Raw genomic sequence first — 20680 nt, forward strand, 5'->3', positions numbered from 1 at the left:
GAGCAGTGCCCTTGTCACAGGGTCGGCGCCCCCGGCGTCGCACCTCTCTGTCATGCCCCTGACCAGCCTGTCCAGCATGTCCATGGAAAGGAACGGCCATGTCCCCCATCCCCCGCAGGTCCATCCTCAAAGCCGCCGCCGTCGCCGGTGCCGCCGCGCAGTTCAGCTGGGCGCTAGGGACCAAGGACGCGCAGGCCGCGCCGAGAGCCGCCGAGGCCGACGACTCTCCCGTGACCCTGGACTGGCTGGAGGACGGCGGCCTCGGTGCCGCGCCCGGCTCCACCGTCGGCGTCCCCTGGCCCAAGGGCGTCTACCAGGAGGATCAGAAGTTCGCGGTCACCGACGCGGACGGCAAGGCCGTGCCGGTGCAGTCCTGGCCGATCGCCTACTGGCCCGACGGATCGCTCAAGTGGACCGCCCACGCCGTCAGTTCGGGCAACGGCAAGCTGTCCCTGACGGCCGGTGAGGCCGCCGTACCGGACAAGAAGGTCACCGTCGACAAGAGCGGCGGCGCGATCACCGTCTCCACGGGTGTCATCACCGCGAAGATCGGCAAGTCGGGCGCCACGCTCATCAAGTCGGTCACCCGCGGGTCCACGGAGATCGCCAAGAACGGCCGGCTGGTCCTGATCCGCCAGCCCGAGATCGAGGACGAGGACCAGGGCTCGGTCCGGACCGAGCGCTTCGAGGGGGCCATCTCCGAGGTCACCGTCGAGCAGTCGGGCCCGGTCCGCGCGGTCGTCAAGATCGACGGCAAGCACCGCAAGGGCAACCGGAGTTGGCTGCCGTTCTCGATCCGCCTCTACTTCTACGCGGGCGCCGACTCCTTCCGTATGGTGCACACCATCACCTACGACGGCACCCAGGAGCCCGGCAAGGCCAGCGGCGACTTCATCCGCGGGCTCGGGGTGCGGTTCACCGTCCCGATGCGCGACCAGTCCTACGACCGCCACATCCGCATCGGCGGTGAGGGCACCGGTCTGCTGCGCGAAGCCGTCAAGGGCATCACCGGGCTGCGCCGCGACCCCGGTATCGCCGTGCAGGAGGCCCAGTACGCGGGCAAGAAGCTGCCCGACCCCGCCACCTGGGACCAGCGGGTCACCACCCGGCTCCAGTACATCCCCGAGTGGGGCGACTACACGCTCTCCCAGCTCTCCTCCGACGGCTTCACCGTGCGCAAGCGCACCAAGAAGGGGCACGGCTGGATCGGCGCCGGCGGCGGCCGTCGGGCCTCCGGGTTCGGGTACGTCGGTGGCGCGAGCGGCGGACTCTCCTTCGGGCTGCGGGACTTCTGGGAGCGCCACCCCTCCCAGCTCGACATCCGCGACGCCCAGACCGACGAGGCCGAGGTCACCCTCTGGCTCTGGTCACCCGAGGCCCAGCCCATGGACCTGCGCTTCTACCACGACGGCATGGGCCAGGACACCTTCGCCGAACAGCTCGAAGGCCTCAACATCACCTACGAGGACTACGAACCCGAGTTCGGCACGCCCTACGGCATCGCCCGCACCTCGGAACTCCTCTTCTGGGCCAACGAGTCCACCCCGACACCAGAGGCCCTCGCCGAACAGGTCGAGGCCGTACGGGTGTTGCCGCAGCTCGCCGCGCCGCCGAAGCAGCTCATCAAGGCGAAGGTCTTCGGCCCCGGCCTGTACTCCGAGCCGGACCGCTCGACCCCGGCCAAGGCGAAGATCGAGGACCACCTCGACTTCCTCTTCACCTACTACAAGGACCAGGTGGAGCAGCGCCGTTGGTACGGCTTCTGGGACCACGGCGACATCATGCACACCTACGACACCGTCAGGCACCAGTGGCGGTACGACATCGGCGGCTACGCCTGGGACAACTCCGAGCTCTCGCCCGACCTCTGGCTCTGGTTCGCGTACCTCAGGTCGGGCCGCGCGGACATCTTCCGGTTCGCCGAGTCCATGACCCGGCACACCGGTGAGGTCGACGTCTACCACCTGGGCAAGTGGGCGGGCCTCGGCACCCGGCACGGTGTGCAGCACTACGCCGACAGTGCCAAGCAGCAGCGCATCGCCAACACGACGTACCGCCGCTACTACTACTTCCTCACCGCGGACGAGCGTGTCGGCGACCTCATGCACGCCAATGTCGACTCCGACGAGACGTTCCTCGTACTCGACCCACTGCGCAAGGTACGCACCGATCCGTACACGCCCGACCGGCACGCCCTGTCGATCGGCTTCGGCACGGACTGGAGCGGGCTGGTCTCGGCCTGGCTGACGGAGTGGGAGCGCAAGGGGCCGAAGTGGGAGAAGGCCAAGGCGCGCGTGCTGTCGACCATGGAGGGCATCGCCGCGCAGCCCAACGGGTTCGTGCAGGGCAGTGGGCTGTACGACCTCGACACGGGCAAGTTCGCGGTGGCCTCGGCGCCGGTGGTGGGCGTGTCCCACCTGTCCGCCGTGTTCGGGCTCAACGAGCTCTGCGCCGAGCTGATCGACCTGGTCGACATGCCGAAGTTCAACGAGGTCTACTTCGACTACTGCCGGTACTTCAACGCGACGAAGGCCGAGCAGGCGGCTCGGTACGGGTCCAACTTCGGGACGCTGCTGCTGTTCCAGGGGCACTCGCGGCTCGACGCGTACGCGGCGGTGAAGACCGGGGACGCGAAGCTGGCCGCTCGGGCGTGGGACAAGTTCTACAACTCCGACGGGTACAAGGAGTCGGCGCCGTGGAAGACGGAGGCGTTGAGCGGGCCGGTGGCTCTGGTGGCGGGTAGTGAGGCGGCCTGGGTGTCGACCAATGACACGGCGCTGTACGGGCTTGCCGCTATCGAGAATCTGGCGCTTCTCGGGGACAAGATGCCGTCGTAGGGGCTGAGGTGGTGGGGAACCGCGCGTCCGTTGTGGCCGGTCGCGCAGTTCCCCGCGCCCCTATGGGAGTCAGCTCATCCTTCCGAGGATGTCCCGCATCCTTCGGACATCCCTGATGCGTCGCTCGTATGTAGCTCCCAGGGCGAGGAGCAGGAGGCCTGCCAGCGCCGGGGGTACCCAGCGGGGGAGGGCGTCCGCCACCTGGACGATGTACGGGGCCAGTTCATGCAGGGCGTCCAGGGTCAGGACCGAGCCGCCCAGGACCAAGGGGGCCTGGAGGCTGTAGCCGCCGCCGATCAGAGTGAGGGACAGCGCCGCCAGGCCCAGCAGCAGCGGGCGGGTCCAGCCGGGGTCGTCCCAGGCCATGACCAGGCTCGGCAGGAGAGTGGCGGCCAGACCCGGGCCGTACGCCGTCCAGGACGAGGTCTCCGGGACGCGCCGCCTGCGGAGGTGGCCGACGAACAGGGCCGGGATCGTGACCGGGAGCGTGTACGCCTCGGGGATGTCGACCTCCCAGGCCGCCAGCCGGACCCAGGTCGCCAGGAGGAACAGGGCGGTGGCCGCGTAGCCGAGGGGGCGGCGGTCCTCGCGGATCGCCGTGCCCGCGGTGATCACCGCGCACAGGGCCAGGACCAGGGCGAGCATCGGGAGGTCGGTCGCGGCCAGAACGATGGCCACCAGCGCGGTCACGGCTCCGGTCAGCTCGATCGGCACGGTCGCGGGGGAGCCGTCGAGCCGCCAGGCCAGCAGGGCCGCGGCCGCGGGGACCGTCAGGACGAGCAGGGCCGTGTGCGGGGCCGACCAGCCGGCGGCGGCGCCGGTCGCGCAGGCCAGGGCGGCGGCGTACCCGAGGGCGGCCGGTGCGGTGACGGGCGCGGCGCGCCAAGAAGCCGCCGTGAACAGCACGACCAGGGCGCCCAGGGTTGCGAGGGTCGCGGGCTGGGTGGCCAGGGACAGGAAGGCGAGGCTCACGGAGGCCACGAGCGCCGGGACGAGAGCGGCGAGCCCGGACCGCAGCACGAGAGGGGCGGGCCCGGGCCGCAGGACGGGAGTGGTGAGGCCGGGGCGCAGGACGGCCATCGCCAGGGCTCCCGCCGTCGCCGCGCCCTGGATCAACAGGGCGGCACCGTAGGGGAGTTCCAGTACCGCCGGGACAGTGAGGAGCGCGGCGAAGGCCAGGACCTGGGCGCCCGTCAGCGCCCTCGGACGCCAGGTCGTGTCGCGCACGGCCAGGGTCAGGACACCGGCCAGGGCCGCCAGGACCAACGGGACCGTCCCGGAGTACGGCGGCCAGGTCAGGTGGGACGCCACCGCGGCGCGGGCGTCCGGAGGAGCGCCGGTCCACGCCTGTGAGGCCCAGGAGATCGGCCCCAGCACGACCACGCCGACCACGGGCAGCGTCCACAGGAGGGACAGCGCCTGCACGACACCGGACGCCCACAGCAGCCCTCGCCGTACCGTCTCCGGCAGCCGGGACGGCCGTAGCGCCGCCAACAGGGCGATGCCGAGGGCCAGATGGACCGGGACCGTCCACACCCCGGGCAGCGCGGACCGGGCCACCCCGCCGAGGGCGGCCACCGCGAGCAGACCGGCGGTGAGGGCGAGACCGAGGGACTGCTCCTCGCCGGGCGCGCGGGTCGCCGTACGGCTGCCCGGCCAGGCGGCGCCCAGCGTGATCGCGCCCGCGAGGAGGAGGAGCGCCGCCGCACGGGCGGCGGCGCTCGGGCCGGAGGCCGACCAGGTCAGCCAGCCGGCGGCCAGTGCGCCCGAGCCGCCCACGCCGTACGCGCCGATCGCGGCGACCACGCGCACGGACCTCGGCGTCACCCGGAGCGCGACGACCGTGTCGCACCCGGCCGTCACCAGGAGGGCGGCCGTGAGCCCGAAGGAGCCCGCGTCGGCCGCGATCGCCCAGAAGAACAGCGGGAGTTGGGCCGCCACCAGGGCGGCGGGACGGTGCAGACGCAGGGCGTCGGCGCCCGGGAGGAGGCCGTACGCCGTCCACAGACCGGCCAGGAGCGCGGCGGCGAGGGCCGTGTAGGGAGCGCCGGGGGTCTCCAGGAACACGGCTCCGTGCAGGGCGACCGCGTCCAGGACCGTCAGCGCCAGGCCCAGGCCCGCCACCGACTCGGCCGTCGAGCGCAGCCCGCGCTTCAGCAGGAGGAGCGGGGCCCCGAGCGCCGCCACGGTGACCGCGCCGAGCACCAGGGCCCGGCCGGTGATGCCCAGATGACCCCAGCTGACCAGCGTGAACACCATCGCCGCGACCGTCAGCAGGACACCGCCGAGGACCAGGAGCACGTTCTGCACGCTCGGGGCGCTCGCGTCAGGGCGAGGGGCGGCGGGCATGGCTCCGGTGGGCCGCGGTGCCTGCCACTGCGGCTCGGGAGACTGGCGGGTCCGAGGCGTCCGGTGCTGCTGGAGCGCGGCGACCAGCCAGGCCCGTCGGGCCAGCAACTGGGCCCGTCGGGCGTCCAGTTGCCACAGCTCGGCGTCGAGGAGCCGCAGCTCCTCGGCTGGGGGCGGGATGTGCGTCATGCCCTGAAGTGTGGGCTGGGTCACGCGCGGCGACATGAGTACGCGTACTCAATACGTACTCGGATCCGGTGCCAGACTCTGCGCATGGACTGGACCCGTTACCGTTTCCGCAGCCTGTGGTCCCTGCCCGCGAAGCCCGCCGTCGTCTACGACGTCCTGGAGCGCGCCGAGGAGTACCCCCGCTGGTGGCCCCAGGTCCGCGAGGTCCGACGGCTCGACGACACCAGCGGCCTCATCACCATCCGCGCCACCCTGCCGTACGACCTGGTCTTCACGGCCCGCGAGGTGCGGCGCGACCCGGAGGCCGGGGTGCTGGAGATCGCGATGGACGGGGACCTGGAGGGCTGGGCGCGCTGGACCCTCACCGCGCACGGTGACGGCACGCTCGCCCACTACGACCAGGTCACCGAGGTGAACAAGCCGCTGCTCCGGCGCTTCGCCGTGCCCGGACGGCCGGTCTTCCTGGCCAACCACCGGCTCATGATGCGCGCCGGACGGCGGGGGCTGGTCGCGTACTTGGAAGCGGTTTGAAGGAACGCCGCGGGGACCTGTATTGTTCAGTGCGTTCCCGGGCGATTAGCTCAGTGGGAGAGCGCTTCGTTCACACCGAAGAGGTCACTGGTTCGAACCCAGTATCGCCCACCCGGAAAAAACCGGTCTGCGTCAGCAGGCCGGTTTTTTGTGTCCAGTGATCATGTCTGGGGGGACGTCGGCGGCGGGGCCGGCGGCGGCGGGGGCGGCTCCTGGTGAGGCCGGGGCGCGGCGGCGTGGCGCGCCTCGGGCGGCGGGGGCTGTCCGGCGCCTGAGCACCACAACGCCCCGCCGCGTCCGGTCAGGATGGCCGTTCTCTCACGCCGCTGCCGGGTAGTCCGGGCGCAGTGGCCACGCCGGGTCCACCAGTTCCTCCTGGCCGCTGCGTGCGAACCAGGCCTGGAGGCCCCGCGCCTGGGCCGCGTGCCAGACCGCTTGGAGGTTGTGCAGCTCCGCGGGTGCGAGCCGCTCCAGCCGGGCGGCGAAACGGCGCCCCAGGGCCCGTACGACATCCAGCGCGGCCTGTGCGTCGGCCGCCGCGTCGTGGGCGCCGTCCAGCTCCACGCCGTAGTGCGCGCACAGGTCCGTGAGGGTGCGGCGGCCCTTGCGGTAACGGTCCAGGTGCTTGTCGAGGACCCGCGGATCCAGCACCAGCAGCGGTGTGGAGTCCAGCCAGCGGTCCAGGGACGAGGCGCGATGGCGGCGCAACTCCCGGTCCAGCAGCGTCAGATCGAACGGCGCGTTCATCACCACCAGCGGACGGCCCGCCGCGGCCTGCTCCGCCAGCGCCTCGGCTATCTCGAACATCACCGGCGCCGGCCAGCGGCCATTGAGCTGGAGATGCTCGTCCGTCAGCCCGTGCACCGCCGTCGCCCCTTCGGGCACCGGCACACCCGGATTGACCAGCCACCGGCTCACCCGTGGCCGGCTGCCCGCCGCGTCCTGGACGACGACGGCGGCCGACACGATCCGGTCGGTCTCGACGTCCACGCCCGTGGTCTCCGTGTCGAAAGCGGCCAGGGGCCCCTCGTACCAGCACGTCATACCAACACAACCCCTCGTTCACCCACGGCAGCTGACGCACCGTCTTCTGCCTGTTTGGTGATACCCGGGCTGTTTGCGCCGTACGCCGGAAGGACACAACAGGAGTACGGGTCTTTGCAGTTCAGCGGCCCGGTGTGCGATTCATGTGGCCCCTGAGCGGGCATGTCACTTGGCTTGGAAGGCTGTTGGTCATGGCGATAGCGCAGCCCGAGCGGGGCGGGCTGCTGCCCGAACGTACGGGACCCCTTCGCGGCACGCTCGCCACCACCGCCTGCATGGAGACATTGCAGGTGGGCTATCTGCACGCCGTCGCGGCGGCGGCCGGCTGCTCGCTGTCCCAGCCCTTCCCGGACAACGGCATCGACTGGCACGTCAGCCACGGCTCGCCCGGACACACCGTCGACGACGAGGTCACCATCAAGGTGCAGCTCAAGTGCACCTACCAGGTCGCGCCCAACCCCCCGGGCCGCTTCTTCTCCTTCACGCTCGACAACGACCACCTGCGCAAACTCGCCCGCACCCCGGTGTCGGTCCACAAGATCCTGGTGGTCATGCTCGTCCCGAGAGCCCAGGACGACTGGCTGCGCGCCAGCCACGACCGCCTCGACCTGCGGCACTGCTGCTACTGGGTCAACCTGGCCGGCCACCCGATCACCGGCCGCACTCGGACCACCGTGCGGATCCCCACCAACCGCATCTTCGACGACCGGGCCCTGTGCGAGATCATGACGCGGGTCGGGACGGGAGGCAGACCATGACCCACCGCCCGCTGGAGGAGCCACTGCGCGCGGTACGCCCCCACCCGGAGGCGGCCCACTGGGACCGTTCGCCGAGCCCCGACGAGGTCGACCCCGCCGTCCTGAGCGCCCTGCTGCACCGGCACGGCTGGCAGCGCCGCGGCGGCGCCCCCGGCCGCTACGGCCGCTGGACCCCACCGGGACCGGGCGCGAGCGGGACCAGCCTGCTCGTGCCCGAGAGCCGCGCCTTCCCCGACAGCGAGGACCTCCTCGGCGAGGCCCTCGTCGCCCTGTCCCGCAGCGGCACACCCTCCGCACGCGAGGTGCTCGTGGGACTCGCCGTGCCCAGCGACGAGATCCGCTGGTGGCGGGACGTCCCGACCGGCCCCGCCGACGCCGGCTCCTGGTCGGTCGAGGAGCAACTGCGCTCCGCCGCCCGCCAGACCCTGCTCGCCGGCGCCCTCGCCACCCGCGCGCGTGCCGGCTACTACGGCGCCCGTTACCGCCGTACGGCAGCCGCGTCCCTGGACAACGTCCTGGTCGGCTCGGCCGACGGGGGCCGCAGGCTCACCGCCTTCGTGCCCGTCGACAGCGGCCGGCCGCTCGCCGTCCGCCTCCACCAGGCCCTCTACGCCGCCCGCGAGGCCATCGACTACCAGCGGGCCACCGGCGGCATGGACGCCTTCGACGGGGCCGTCGAGGCGGGCGTCAGCCGGGAGCTCACCGAGGCGCTGATCTCGCTGGTGCGCGGGACCGAGGGCGCGCGGGTCGCCGTCGAGTGGGCGCCCGCGGCCGGGGTGCCCGCGGGGTGCGCGGCGCGCTCCGAGGCCGTCGAGTTCTCGCCGGGCGACCTGCCCGCGCTGCGCGAGGCCGGGGCCCGCTTCCTGCGCGAGGAGCCCGCCGTCCCGGTGCGGATCACCGGCACCGTCGTACGGATGCGCAGGTCGGGGCCGCGCGGGGACGGGTCGGTCCGGCTGCGGGTGATCGCCGGTGCCGAGATCCCGCACCTGAGACTGACGCTGGACGAGGAGGCGTACCGGATCGCCGGGCACGCCCACCTCGCGGGGCTGCCGGTGCGGGTGCACGGCCGGCTGGAGAGCCGGGGCGGCTTCCGCAGGCTCACCGGCGCCACCGGAGTGGTGCCCGTGCAGGTCGACGAGGCCGAGCGGGACCGGCTGATGAAGTCCCTGCGGGAGCACGCCGAGAAGGGGGCCTTCTTCGAGGAGGCCTGCGGGGAGCCCGGCGGGGAGATCTTCCCCAGGGACTGATTTCGCGGAGGTGGGGGCCGGGTCGGTACGATCCCCTATTGCGCGCGCTCCCGGTATGGCGCCGCATCCGCCTTCAGTCAGGAGAGACCGGTGTCAGACGTCCGTGTGATCATCCAACGCGATTCCGAGCGGGAAGAGCGCGTGGTGACGACGGGCACTACGGCCGCCGAGCTCTTCGCCGGCGAGCGCTCGATCGTCGCCGCGCGCGTGGGAGGCGAGCTCAAGGACCTCGCGTACGTGGTGGCCGACGGCGAGACCGTCGAAGGTGTCGAGATCTCCTCCGAGGACGGTCTGAACATCCTGCGCCACTCCACCGCGCACGTCATGGCGCAGGCCGTGCAGGAGCTCTTCCCCGAGGCCAAGCTGGGCATCGGCCCGCCGGTCAAGGACGGTTTCTACTACGACTTCGACGTCGAGAAGCCGTTCACGCCCGAGGATCTCAAGGCCATCGAGAAGAAGATGCAGGAGATCCAGAAGCGCGGCCAGCGCTTCAGCCGCCGTGTGGTGACCGACGAGGCCGCCCGCGAGGAGCTCGCCTCCGAGCCGTACAAGCTGGAGCTGATCGGTCTCAAGGGCTCCGCCTCGAGTGACGACGGCGCGGACGTCGAGGTCGGCGCCGGTGAGCTGACGATCTACGACAACCTGGACGCCAAGACCGGCGACCTGTGCTGGAAGGACCTCTGCCGCGGTCCCCACCTGCCGTCGACCCGCAACATCCCGGCGTTCAAGCTGATGCGCAACGCGGCCGCCTACTGGCGCGGCAGCGAGAAGAACCCGATGCTCCAGCGCATCTACGGCACCGCGTGGCCGACCAAGGACGAGCTGAAGGCGTACCTCGACTTCCTCGCCGAGGCCGAGAAGCGCGACCACCGCAAGCTGGGCTCCGAACTCGACCTGTTCTCCATTCCCGAGCAGATCGGCTCCGGCCTCGCCGTCTTCCACCCCAAGGGCGGCATCATCCGCCGGGTCATGGAGGACTACTCGCGCCGCCGCCACGAGGAGGAGGGCTACGAGTTCGTCTACACCCCGCACGCGACGAAGGGGAAGCTCTTCGAGCAGTCCGGGCACCTGGACTGGTACGCCGACGGCATGTACCCGCCCATGCAGCTCGACGAGGGCGTGGACTACTACCTCAAGCCCATGAACTGCCCGATGCACAACCTGATCTTCGACGCGCGCGGACGGTCGTACCGTGAACTGCCGCTGCGCCTGTTCGAGTTCGGCACCGTGTACCGGTACGAGAAGTCGGGCGTCGTGCACGGCCTCACGCGTGCGCGTGGCTTCACGCAGGACGACGCGCACATCTACTGCACCCGTGAGCAGATGTCGGAGGAGCTCGACAAGACGCTCACCTTCGTCCTCGGTCTGCTGCGCGACTACGGCCTGACCGACTTCTACCTGGAGCTGTCCACCAAGGACCCGGAGAAGTTCGTCGGCTCGGACGAGGTCTGGGAGGAGGCGACCGAGACCCTGCGCCAGGTCGCCGAGAAGCAGGGCCTGCCGCTCGTCCCCGACCCGGGCGGTGCCGCCTTCTACGGTCCCAAGATCTCCGTCCAGACCAAGGACGCGATCGGCCGGACCTGGCAGATGTCGACGATCCAGCTGGACTTCAACCTGCCGGAGCGGTTCGAGCTGGAGTACACCTCGCCCGACGGCTCCAAGCAGCGTCCAGTCATGATCCACCGTGCGCTGTTCGGCTCCATCGAGCGGTTCTTCGCGGTGCTCCTGGAGCACTACGCGGGCGCCTTCCCGGCGTGGCTGGCCCCGGTCCAGGCGGTCGGCATCCCGATCGGCGACACGCACGTCGAGTACCTGGAGAAGTTCGCGGCCGCGGCCAAGAAGCAGGGGCTGCGGGTCGAGGTGGACTCCTCGTCCGACCGGATGCAGAAGAAGATCCGCAACGCCCAGAAGCAGAAGGTGCCCTTCATGGTCATCGCGGGCGACGAGGACATGGCGGGCGGCTCGGTGTCCTTCCGCTACCGCGACGGTTCGCAGGAGAACGGCATCCCCTTCGACGAGGCCATCGCGAAGATCGTGAAGGTCGTGGAGGAGCGGGCGCAGGTCTGACGCTGCCGTACGGCGGGCCCTCGGGGAGTTCAGTTCCCCGGGGGCCTTTCGTCGTCCTCGCGTGCGAACACCTGGAGCAGCCAGGAGGCGAAGGTGCCGGTCACGGCGGCGAGCAGGGCCAGCCCGATCATCATGACGCCGACCGCGATCAGGCGTCCGAGTGGAGTGACGGGGACCACGTCGCCGTAGCCGACGGTGGTGAGGGTGGCACAGGTCCACCAGACGGCGTCGCCGAAGGTGCGCATGGTCGTGCCGGGGGCGTCGCGCTCCTGCTGGAAGACGGCGAGGGCACCGGTGAAGCCGAGCAGCAGCGTCGACATACCGGAGTACACGATCACGCGCGCGTGCAGGGCGAGACGGGGTTGGCCGTGCCGGCGCTGCACGGCCTCGTACACCTTGACGACCCGGAGGGGGCGCAGCAGGGGCAGCAGCAGGACGACGGTGTCCAGCACATGCGTCCGTACGAAGCGGAGCCGCTGTCCGCTGAGGTGCCAGCGCACGGCGTAGTCGACGGCGAACAGCGCCCAGGCGGCGAAGGTCACGGCCAGGCAGACATCGAGCAGGGTGTCCGGGAGGCCGGGGGCCAGGACACGGAGCGCGTACGAGGTGAGGAAGGCCAGTGACGCGATGCCGAGGGGGATCTCGGTGCCGCGCTCCCAGCGGGTCAGTCGAGCGGCGCCGTCGTCGCCCTCGGGCCCTTCACTGTGCGGGTGTGTGCCGGTGTCGTCGTCCACTTGCCCAGCTTGGCCCGGGCTGCTTTTCGCACAACCCCGCCGACACGGCGCGAACGGGCGAAGCCATATGCTGCATGGCATGACGAGTGAGCCGGAGCAGCAGTTGGGAGTGGGGACGCAGGACGCGTTCCAGCGTCTGTGGACACCCCACCGGATGGCCTACATCCAGGGCGAGAACAAGCCGACCGGTCCGGGTGCCGACGACGGCTGTCCCTTCTGCTCGATCCCGGCCAAGTCCGACGAGGACGGCCTGATCGTCCGGCGCGGCGAACTGGTGTACGCGGTGCTCAACCTCTACCCCTACACCGGCGGCCACCTCATGGTCGTGCCCTACCGTCATGTGGCCGACTACACGGACCTCACCGAGCCGGAGACCGCCGAGCTGGCCGCGCTGACCAAGCAGGCGATGACGGCCCTGCGCACGGCTTCCGGTGCGCACGGCTTCAACATCGGCATGAACCAGGGCACGGTCGCCGGGGCCGGCATCGCCGCCCACCTCCACCAGCACATCGTCCCGCGCTGGGGCGGCGACACGAACTTCATGCCGGTCGTCGGCCACACGAAGGTGCTGCCGCAGCTGCTGGGGGACACCCGGAAGATGCTGTCGGAGGCCTGGCCGAGCGCGTGACGCCGTGACGCGGGGGCCGGTGTGTTCCCGGCCCCCTCATCCCACCTACGCGTCGTACACGTCCGCCTTCCTCGGGGACACGTCCTGCACCTGCGTGCTCAGGAACCCCGCGCGCGTGCCGAACTTCTCCGTGTCCACGCCGTTCTCCGCCAGCACCCGTATCGCCGCGGAGTGCACGACCCGCAGGACCGGAGTGGCCGCGCGCAGCGCGTCGTCGGCCATGAAGCGGTGCCGCCACGGCCGGTCCGCCCAGGCGTGCCGGAGACCGAACGGCTCGGGCAGGGCGAGGGAGCCGCCGAGCCAGTTGAGCAGCGGGGGATACCGGGTCAGGGGCGCCCGGGCCGCGAGGCGGACCACCTCGTCGGCGTCGACCAGCGGCAGCTTGACCTTGCGGGTCTCCCAGAACCGGATCGACTTGGCGACCTCCTTCTCCTTGGCGGCCGGCTTCGTCGTGAACAGTCCGTGCACCGGGCCCAGCGCGTGCCCGGTGACCTCGATGCGCAGCGTCTCGTGCAGCACGGTCACGGTGATCAGCATGGTGAGGACCAGCTGGCCCTCCCAGAGCGTCCACTGCACGCCCAGGTAGTGCCGGTCGCCGCCGCCGAACTGCTGCTTGTTGCAGATGTCCTGTATCGCGTGGCTCTTGACCTGGTACGCGTCCACGTCGGTGCCCCCGGGCCGGGACACCTCCTTCGCGCCCTCCGCGATCGGGGTGACGATCCAGTGCCGTACCGACGGCTTCGGGAAGCCGCCCGTGTTGATGGTGTTGCGCTCCAGCATGCGCAACTGGTCGTGGATGGAGCGGACGACGTCCCAGCTGCGGAAGGGGTGGATCTCCCGGGTCGGGTCGGCGGACACCAGGTCCTCGGCCAGCTGCCAGCTGCCCCAGCGGGTGCCCATGCCGAGTATCCCCTTGGGGCCGGCGTAGAAGACCGAGTTGGACTGCTGCTCGGCACTGAGGTGGGCGAGGGACTGGCGCAGCTGCTCGGCCGCGGTCTCGCCGGGGTTGCTCGGCACCGCCTCGGGCACCTTGGCGCCCACGCTGCTGCCGGCCAGCAGGCTGGCCCAGCGCTCCCGCAGGTCCCGCGCGGTGCGCTCGCAGATCTGCTTGGCCCAGAACCAGCCGATCACGGGCAGCACCACGCACGCGCGTGCGTACAGGCCCCAGAAGCCCGCGAACGGCATCTTGATCAGGAAGAGCACGGCGAGCGCGCCCACCGCGACCAGCAACGCGGTGGCGAGCGCGCCGGCCTGCTTGTCCTCGCGCCTTGCGACATTGGTGCGCAGGGTGAAGATCAGCAGCCAGACCAGCAGCCCGGGCAGGAAGAGCAGCCCGCACAGCACCATGACGGCCGTCAGCCAGTTGTCCCGGTCCCGGCGGATGTTGTTGGCCGCGAGACAGTGCTCCACCACGACCTGCGGCTCCGCCCCGAAGGACTGGATGAGGGGCTTGCGGCCCTTGCCGAGCATGCGGGTGATCACCGCCGTGGAGAAGGCCTCGCCCAGGTTGGGACGGAAGATCTTCGCCCACTTGCGGCCGCCCTTGACGGCCGACTCGTGCCATTCGTTGTTGGCCTTGAGGATCTCCTCCACCGGATTGTCCCGATAGGCCGCCGAGGCCAGGGCGAAGGTCGCCGTCTGTGCCTCGTCGCCGGTGCGCGGCACCTGCGGACCGAAGATGTCCGCGTAGCCGCTGTCAACGGTCATTCCCGCCCCCGATCGCCGCCGGACTCACCCACTGCGGCCTTCCCGACTTCCGTACTCCGCACACCTGTTGATCAGGTCATCAGCGTATCGCTCCGCACTGACACAGATCGGCGGACGGCCGAAGCCGCCCGCCGATTCGGAGGGGAGCGTTCCACAAACGTCACCCGCGGGGCGCCGAACGCCACTTGTGCGGCGCCCCGACCCAACTACGAGGCAGCCCGCGCCTCTTCACGGATCCTCTCGGCGATCTGCGGCGGCATCGGCTCGTGCCGCGCGTAGGAACGGCTGAAACGCGCGGTGCCGTGCGACAGGGACCTCAGGTCGACCGCGTACCGGCCGATCTCGATCTCGGGCACCTCGGCCTTGATCAACGTGCGCCCGCCGTTGGTCTGCTCGGTGCCGAGCACCCGGCCGCGCCGTCCGGACAGGTCGCTCATCACCGTGCCCACGTAGTCGTCACCGACCAGCACGGACACCTCGGCGACCGGCTCCAGCAGATGGATCCGCGCGTCGGCCGCCGCCTCCCTGAGCGCCAGCGCGCCCGCCGTCTGGAACGCGGCGTCCGAGGAGTCCACGGAGTGCGCCTTGCCGTCCAGGAGCGTCACCCGGACGTCGATGAGCTGATGGCCGGTCGCGACCCCCTTGGCGGCCTGCGCCCGTACGCCCTTCTCGACGGACGGGATGAACTGCCGCGGCACCGCGCCGCCGACGACCTTGTCCACGAACTCGATGCCCGAACCGCCCGGCAGCGGCTCCACCTCGATCTCGCAGATGGCGAACTGCCCGTGCCCACCGGACTGCTTGACGTGCCGCCCGCGCCCGGCCGCCTTGTCGGCGAACGTCTCCCGCAGCGACACCCGGTGCGGTACGACGTCCACCTGCACGCCGTAGCGGCTGCGCAGCCGCTCCAGCGCCACGTCGGCGTGCGCCTCGCCCAGGCACCACAACACCACCTGGTGGGTGTCCTGGTTCTGTTCGAGGCGCATGGTCGGGTCCTCGGCGACCAACCGGGCCAGGCCCTGGGAGAGTTTGTCCTCGTCCGCCTTGCTGTGCGCCTGGATGGCGAGCGGCAGCAGCGGGTCGGGCATCTCCCACGGCTCCATCAGGAGCGGGTCGTCCTTGGCGGAGAGGGTGTCGCCGGTCTCCGCGCGGCTGAGCTTCGCCACGCACGCGAGGTCGCCCGCGATGCAGTGCGAGAGCTGGCGCTGCTGCTTGCCGAAGGGCGCGGACAGCGCGCCGATGCGCTCGTCGACGTCGTGGTCCTCGTGCCCGCGGTCGGCGAGGCCGTGCCCGGAGACATGGACCGTCTCGTCGGGGCGCAGCGTCCCGGAGAAGACCCGCACCAGCGAGATCCGGCCGACGTACGGGTCGGACGCGGTCTTCACGACCTCCGCGACCAGCGGGCCCTCGGTGTCGCACGCCTTGATCTCGCGCGGCTTGCCGTCGATGGTCGTGACGCCCGGTGTGGGGTGCTCGAACGGCGTCGGGAACCCGCCGGTGATCAGTTCCAGCAGCTCGACCGTGCCGATGCCCTGCTTGGCGCCGTCGGTGGCGGGAGCGGCCGCCAGGACGGGATGGAAGACCCCGCGCGCGACGGCCCGCTCCAGGTCCTCCACGAGCGTCTTGAAGTCGATCGCCTCGCCGCCCAGATAGCGGTCCATGAGGGTCTCGTCCTCGCTCTCCGAGATGATCCCCTCGATGAGCCGGTTGCGTGCCTCCTCGATCTCCGGCAGCAGGTCCTCGCCCGGCTCGGACTCCTTGCGCTCCCCGGACGAGTAGTCGAACACCTTCTGCGACAGCAGCCCGGTCAGCCCCGTCACGGGCGCGTGCCCGTCGGGCCCCTGCGGGCCGTGCAGGGGCAGATAGAGCGGCAGGACGGCGTCGGGGTCGTCGCCGCCGAAGGTCTCCGCACAGATCCGGGTCATCTCCTCGAAGTCGGCCCGCGCGGCCTCCAGGTGCGTGACGACGATCGCGCGGGGCATCCCGACGGCCGCGCACTCCTCCCACACCATGCGCGTGGAGCCGTCCACCCCGTCCGAGGCCGACACGACGAAAAGGGCCGCGTCCGCCGCTCGCAGACCGGCCCTGAGCTCACCGACGAAGTCGGCGTATCCGGGGGTGTCCAGCAGGTTGATCTTGTACCCGTCCCATTCGACGGGCACCAGGGAGAGCTGTACCGAGCGTTGCTGCCGGTGCTCGATCTCGTCGTAGTCCGAGACGGTGCCGCCGTCCTCCACGCGGCCCGCCCGGTTCACTGCTCCCGCCGTCAGCGCGAGAGCTTCCACCAATGTCGTCTTGCCCGAACCGGAGTGGCCGACCAGCACCACATTCCGTACGGACGCGGGGTGGTCGGCCGCTGTTGCCCTGCCGGCGGCTCCGGGGTGTGCGTTCGCCTTGTCGCCCATGGCCTTGCCTCCCGTGCACGGTGAGGTCATTGTGGGCGCGGACATGCGGACCCGCGTGCGGTGCGGCTCCGGTGACGCCCGCGGTCCTTCGAGCTTTCCACTCCCGTCACGGTGCGTCCATACGACGGACGCGATCCCACCGTGACCCGGGTGCGGCACGCCCGTGACATGTGCTCCGGGTGCCCGGCCGCCGCCCACGCGCGCGCGTGGCTACGATGGGCCAGCCGGTGGCCAGCAGGGGCCGAGCCGGCCACACCGACCGTCGGGAAGGCCATGCTGAACAAGTACGCGCGTGCATTTTTCACGCGTGTCCTCACCCCGTTCGCCTCATTTCTGATCAGAAGGGGCGTCAGCCCCGACACGGTCACGCTCCTCGGCACGGCCGGCGTGATGGCGGGCGCGCTGGTCTTCTACCCCATGGGCGAGTTCTTCTGGGGCACGGTCGTGATCACGCTGTTCGTGTTCTCCGACCTCGTCGACGGCAACATGGCCCGCCAGCTCGGCCGCTCCAGCCGCTGGGGCGCCTTCCTCGACTCCACGCTGGACCGCGTCGCCGACGGCGCGATCTTCGGCGGCTTCGCCCTCTGGTACGCCGGTGGCGGCGACGACATCGCCCTGTGCGCGGTCTCCATCTTCTGCCTGGCCAGCGGCCAGGTGGTGTCGTACACCAAGGCCCGTGGCGAGTCGATCGGACTGCCGGTCGCCGTCAACGGCCTCGTGGAGCGCGCCGAGCGCCTGGTGATCTCGCTGGTCGCGGCCGGTCTCGCGGGCCTGCACAAGTTCGGGGTGCCGGGCATCCAGTACCTGCTGCCGGTCGCCCTGTGGATCGTCGCCGTCGGCAGCCTGGTCACGCTGATCCAGCGGGTGGTCACGGTCCGCCGGGAGTCGGCGGAGGCCGAGGAGGCCGCCGCTGCCGCCGAGGCGGCCCCTACCGAGGAGAAGCCCCGGCAGCAGGGGAGCGAGGCCGCGAAGTGAGCGCCCAGGACCGGCTGACGGACTCGCTGTACGGCCTCGGCTGGGGCGTGGTCAAGAAGCTCCCCGAACCGGTCGCCGTGCGCCTCGGCCGGAGCATCGCCGACCTGGCCTGGAAGCAGCGCGGCAAGGGCGTCCTCCGTCTGGAGAGCAATTACGCGCGCGTGGTGCCCGACGCGAGCCCCGAGCGCCTCGCCGAGCTCTCGCGCGCGGGCATGCGGTCGTACCTGCGCTACTGGATGGAGTCCTTCCGGCTGCCGGCCTGGAGCAAGGACCGCATCAAGGCCGGGTTCGACCCCAAGGGCCTGCACCACCTCACCGACGGGCTCGCGGCCGGCAAGGGCGTCATCCTCGCGCTGCCGCACATGGCCAACTGGGACCTCGCCGGCGCCTGGGTCACCACCAAGCTGGAGACGCCGTTCACCACGGTCGCCGAACGGCTCAAGCCGGAGACGCTGTACGACCGTTTCGTCGCCTATCGCGAGGGCCTCGGCATGGAGGTCCTTCCGCACAGCGGCGGCACCGCCTTCGGCACGCTGGCCCGGCGGCTGCGCGACGGCGGTCTGGTCTGCCTGGTCGCCGAGCGGGACCTGTCGTCCTCCGGGGTCGAGGTCCGGTTCTTCGGCGAGGCGACCCGCATCCCCGCGGGCCCGGCCCTGCTGGCCCAGCAGACGGGCGCGCTGCTGCTGCCGGTGACACTCTGGTACGACGACTCGCCCGTCATGCAGGGCCGGGTGCATCCCCCGGTCGAGGTGCCCGAGTCAGGTACCCGGGCCGAAAAGACGTCTGTCATGGCACAGGCGCTGGCCGATGCCTTCGCCACCGGGATCGCCGACCATCCGGAGGACTGGCACATGCTCCAGCGCTTGTGGCTGAAGGACCTCGGGCCCCGCCCGTCGGACGGGGCCCGCCCGTGAGGATCGGCATCGTCTGCCCGTACTCCTGGGATGTGCCGGGCGGCGTCCAGTTCCACATCCGCGACCTCGCCGAGTACTTCATCCGTCTCGGCCACGAGGTGTCCGTCCTCGCCCCGGCCGACGACGACACCCCGCTGCCGCCGTACGTCGTCTCGGCCGGGCGTGCGGTGCCGGTGCCCTACAACGGCTCGGTGGCCCGGCTGAGCTTCGGCTTCCTGTCCGCGGCACGGGTGCGCCGCTGGCTGCACGACGGCGAGTTCGACGTGGTCCACATCCACGAGCCGTCCTCGCCGTCCCTCGGCCTGCTGACCTGCTGGATCGCACAGGGCCCGATCGTCGCCACCTTCCACACCTCGAACCCGCGCTCCCGGGTCATGGTCGCCGCGTACTCGATCCTCCAGGCCGCCCTGGAGAAGATCAGTGCCCGCATCGCGGTCAGCGAGTACGCGCGCCGCACGCTCGTCGAGCACCTCGGCGGGGACGCGGTGGTGATCCCGAACGGCGTGGACGTCGACTTCTTCGCCAAGGCCGAGCCGAAGCCCGAGTGGCAGGGCGGCACGATCGGCTTCATGGGCCGCATCGACGAGCCCCGCAAGGGCCTGCCGGTCCTGATGAAGGCCCTGCCGAGGATCCTCGCCGAGCGCCCGGGGACGCGGCTCCTGGTCGCGGGGCGCGGCGACGAGGAGGAGGCCGTGGAGTCCCTCCCCGAGGAGCTGCGCGCGCGGGTGGAGTTCCTCGGCATGGTCAGCGACGAGGACAAGGCCCGCTTCCTGCGCAGCGTCGACCTGTACATCGCCCCCAACACCGGCGGCGAGAGCTTCGGGATCATCCTGGTCGAGGCGATGTCGGCGGGCGCCCCGGTACTGGCCTCGGACCTGGACGCCTTCGCCCAGGTCCTGGACCACGGCACGGCCGGCGAGCTCTTCGCCAACGAGGACGCGGAGGCGCTGGCGGACGCGGCGGTACGACTCCTCGGCGACCCGTCCCGCCTGGCCGAGCTGCGCGAGCGGGGCAGCGCCCACGTCCGCCGCTTCGACTGGTCGACGGTCGGTGCGGACATCCTGTCGGTGTACGAGACGGTGACGGCGGGCGCGGCAGCGGTGGCAGCGGCGGACGACGACCGGGGGACGGGGCTGCGGGCACGGCTGGGACTGGCGCGGGACTGAGCGGCGCCGGGCCCGTGGAGCTTGGGGTGCTGTCGGGTGGGTCCAGCGCTGGGCCGGCACTGAGAGACGGGGCCTGCGGGAGTGCCCGGCCTGAGGCGGGACTGAGTAGCGCCGGGAGGTCGGCCCGGGCGCGGTTGCACTGGTCGGGGCCGGGTTGGCATCGACGGACCGGGGTGCGGGTGTGGCTGGGGTTGGCCTCGGGCTGATCGCACCGGCGAGCGGGATGGTCGAGCAGGACCTACCCGGCAAGCATTCCCCTCGCGTCCCGCCCCTTGCCCTTGCGCCTCGGCACATCCTCGTGCCCTGACCAATCCCCGTACGGCCACGCGCCCCCTGCCCGCCGCCGGTCAACTGCCCCGCGCTGGCTGCCCCCCGTCGGTCACGTGCCCCGCGCGGCCGTTCCCCCGTTCGGTCACGTGCCCCGCGGCCGTCCCCCCGTCGGCACACCCCCGGGCCTGGCCGTCTCCACCCCACCCCGCCCCGATAGCCTTGCTCCCCGTGACTCCCACCCTCATCTGGGTCCTCGTCGCGCTCTTCGCGATCGGGCTCTACCTCAGCTGGACCGCGGGCCGTCTCGACCGGCTGCACGCCAGGATCGACGCCACGCGTGCCGCGCTGGACGCGCAGTTGGTGCGTCGGGCGTCGGTCACGCAGGAGCTGGCCACCTCCGGCGTGCTCGACCCGGCCGCGTCGATCGTGCTGTACGAGGCCGCGCACGCGGCACGGCAGGCCGAGGAGGAGCAGCGGGAGGTCGCCGAGAGCGAGCTGAGCCAGGCGCTGCGGGCCGTGTTCGCGGAACCGGCCCAGGTGGAGGCCGTAAGAGAGGCGCCCGGCGGGGAGTCGGCGGCCCATGAGCTCACCGAGGCCGTACGACGGGTCCCGATGGCCCGGCGCTTCCACAACGACGCGGTGGGAGCGGCCCGCCGGCTCCGCGAGCACCGCAAGGTCCGCTGGTTCCGCCTGGCCGGCCACGCCCCCTTCCCGATGGCCTTCGAGATGGACGACGAGCCGCCCGCGGCGCTGGTCGACCGGGGCGCGTAGGGCCTGAGGGGGCCAGAGGGGGCAAAAACGATCCACCGGCTCCCCATTGGCCCTTGCTGTGGCCTGGTCCGATGACGTTTCCTCGGTG

At 71.4% G+C, this 20680-nt stretch carries 15 protein-coding genes and 1 tRNA gene; 11 read left to right on the forward strand and 5 right to left on the reverse strand.

The features are described 5' to 3' along the window. Window positions 1-98 precede the first annotated feature (98 nt). Window positions 99-2837 (forward strand): Tat pathway signal sequence domain protein, encoded by a 2739-nt coding sequence (locus tag OHN19_RS35710; protein WP_330268150.1) that lies wholly within the window; start codon window positions 99-101, stop codon window positions 2835-2837. 69 nt (window positions 2838-2906) lie between these two features. Here the strand turns inward: OHN19_RS35710 and OHN19_RS35715 are convergent, their stop codons facing one another. Then, a complete protein-coding gene (locus OHN19_RS35715) occupies window positions 2907-5375 on the reverse strand; it encodes an SCO7613 C-terminal domain-containing membrane protein (protein WP_419249555.1) in 2469 nt (822 codons plus the stop codon). Between the two features lie 84 nt (window positions 5376-5459). Between OHN19_RS35715 and OHN19_RS35720 the strand changes: the two genes are divergently transcribed. Together OHN19_RS35720 and OHN19_RS35725 are read left to right on the forward strand one after the other, a co-directional pair. After that, entirely contained in the window at window positions 5460-5906 is a 447-nt protein-coding gene (locus tag OHN19_RS35720; protein WP_330268152.1) for an SRPBCC family protein, read from the forward strand. 39 nt (window positions 5907-5945) lie between these two features. After that, a tRNA-Val gene (locus tag OHN19_RS35725) sits at window positions 5946-6017 on the forward strand. Between the two features lie 207 nt (window positions 6018-6224). Here the strand turns inward: OHN19_RS35725 and OHN19_RS35730 are convergent. Next, the gene (locus OHN19_RS35730) at window positions 6225-6950 is read right to left on the reverse strand and encodes a 3'-5' exonuclease (protein WP_330268153.1); all 726 of its coding nucleotides are present in this window, start codon (window positions 6948-6950) and stop codon (window positions 6225-6227) included. Between the two features lie 191 nt (window positions 6951-7141). Between OHN19_RS35730 and OHN19_RS35735 the strand changes: the two genes are divergently transcribed. The 3 genes from OHN19_RS35735 (at window position 7142) to thrS (ending at window position 11022) form a co-directional block, all read left to right on the forward strand. Then, window positions 7142-7708 (forward strand): DUF4365 domain-containing protein, encoded by a 567-nt coding sequence (locus tag OHN19_RS35735; RefSeq protein WP_123759543.1) that lies wholly within the window; start codon window positions 7142-7144, stop codon window positions 7706-7708. Further along, entirely contained in the window at window positions 7705-8955 is a 1251-nt protein-coding gene (locus tag OHN19_RS35740; protein ID WP_330268154.1) for a hypothetical protein, read from the forward strand. Before OHN19_RS35735 ends, OHN19_RS35740 begins: the two co-directional genes overlap by 4 nt. 90 nt (window positions 8956-9045) lie before the next feature. Beyond that, window positions 9046-11022 (forward strand): threonine--tRNA ligase, encoded by a 1977-nt coding sequence (gene thrS, locus OHN19_RS35745; protein WP_330268155.1) that lies wholly within the window; start codon window positions 9046-9048, stop codon window positions 11020-11022. 29 nt (window positions 11023-11051) lie between these two features. On the opposite strand, the gene OHN19_RS35750 is transcribed toward thrS, so the two are convergent. After that, on the reverse strand, window positions 11052-11756 hold the full coding sequence (locus OHN19_RS35750; protein WP_330268156.1) for a potassium channel family protein: 705 nt from the start codon (window positions 11754-11756) through the stop codon (window positions 11052-11054). Between the two features lie 67 nt (window positions 11757-11823). Between OHN19_RS35750 and OHN19_RS35755 the strand changes: the two genes are divergently transcribed. Further along, complete coding sequence (locus tag OHN19_RS35755) at window positions 11824-12384, forward strand: HIT family protein (RefSeq protein ID WP_120052978.1); 561 nt, start codon at window positions 11824-11826, stop codon at window positions 12382-12384. A 45-nt stretch (window positions 12385-12429) separates the two neighbouring features. On the opposite strand, the gene OHN19_RS35760 is transcribed toward OHN19_RS35755, so the two are convergent. Both OHN19_RS35760 and OHN19_RS35765 read right to left on the reverse strand, forming a co-directional pair. Then, window positions 12430-14091, reverse strand: a complete 1662-nt coding sequence (locus OHN19_RS35760) for a hypothetical protein (RefSeq protein WP_330268157.1) — start codon at window positions 14089-14091, stop codon at window positions 12430-12432. A 206-nt stretch (window positions 14092-14297) separates the two neighbouring features. Then, window positions 14298-16496: an elongation factor G-like protein EF-G2 gene (locus OHN19_RS35765; protein ID WP_330268158.1), complete on the reverse strand. Its 2199-nt coding sequence runs from the start codon at window positions 16494-16496 to the stop codon at window positions 14298-14300. A gap of 273 nt (window positions 16497-16769) precedes the next feature. Between OHN19_RS35765 and pgsA the strand changes: the two genes are divergently transcribed. The 4 genes from pgsA to OHN19_RS35785 all read left to right on the forward strand — a co-directional run bounded on the left by pgsA (window position 16770) and on the right by OHN19_RS35785 (window position 20592). Further along, a complete protein-coding gene (gene pgsA / locus OHN19_RS35770) occupies window positions 16770-17471 on the forward strand; it encodes a phosphatidylinositol phosphate synthase (RefSeq protein ID WP_330268159.1) in 702 nt (233 codons plus the stop codon). Beyond that, a complete protein-coding gene (locus OHN19_RS35775; RefSeq protein WP_330268160.1) occupies window positions 17468-18385 on the forward strand; it encodes a phosphatidylinositol mannoside acyltransferase in 918 nt (305 codons plus the stop codon). The genes pgsA and OHN19_RS35775 overlap by 4 nt, the downstream gene beginning before the upstream one ends. Further along, window positions 18382-19551 (forward strand): glycosyltransferase family 4 protein, encoded by a 1170-nt coding sequence (locus tag OHN19_RS35780; RefSeq protein WP_330268161.1) that lies wholly within the window; start codon window positions 18382-18384, stop codon window positions 19549-19551. Before OHN19_RS35775 ends, OHN19_RS35780 begins: the two co-directional genes overlap by 4 nt. Window positions 19552-20049: 498 nt before the next feature. Continuing rightward, window positions 20050-20592 carry a hypothetical protein gene (locus tag OHN19_RS35785; protein ID WP_330268162.1) on the forward strand — a complete coding sequence of 181 codons (543 nt, stop codon included), beginning with the start codon at window positions 20050-20052 and terminating at the stop codon, window positions 20590-20592. Window positions 20593-20680: the final 88 nt, after the last annotated feature.

The organism is Streptomyces griseorubiginosus, assembly GCF_036345115.1.
Classification (GTDB): Bacteria; Actinomycetota; Actinomycetes; order Streptomycetales; family Streptomycetaceae; genus Streptomyces; species Streptomyces griseorubiginosus_C.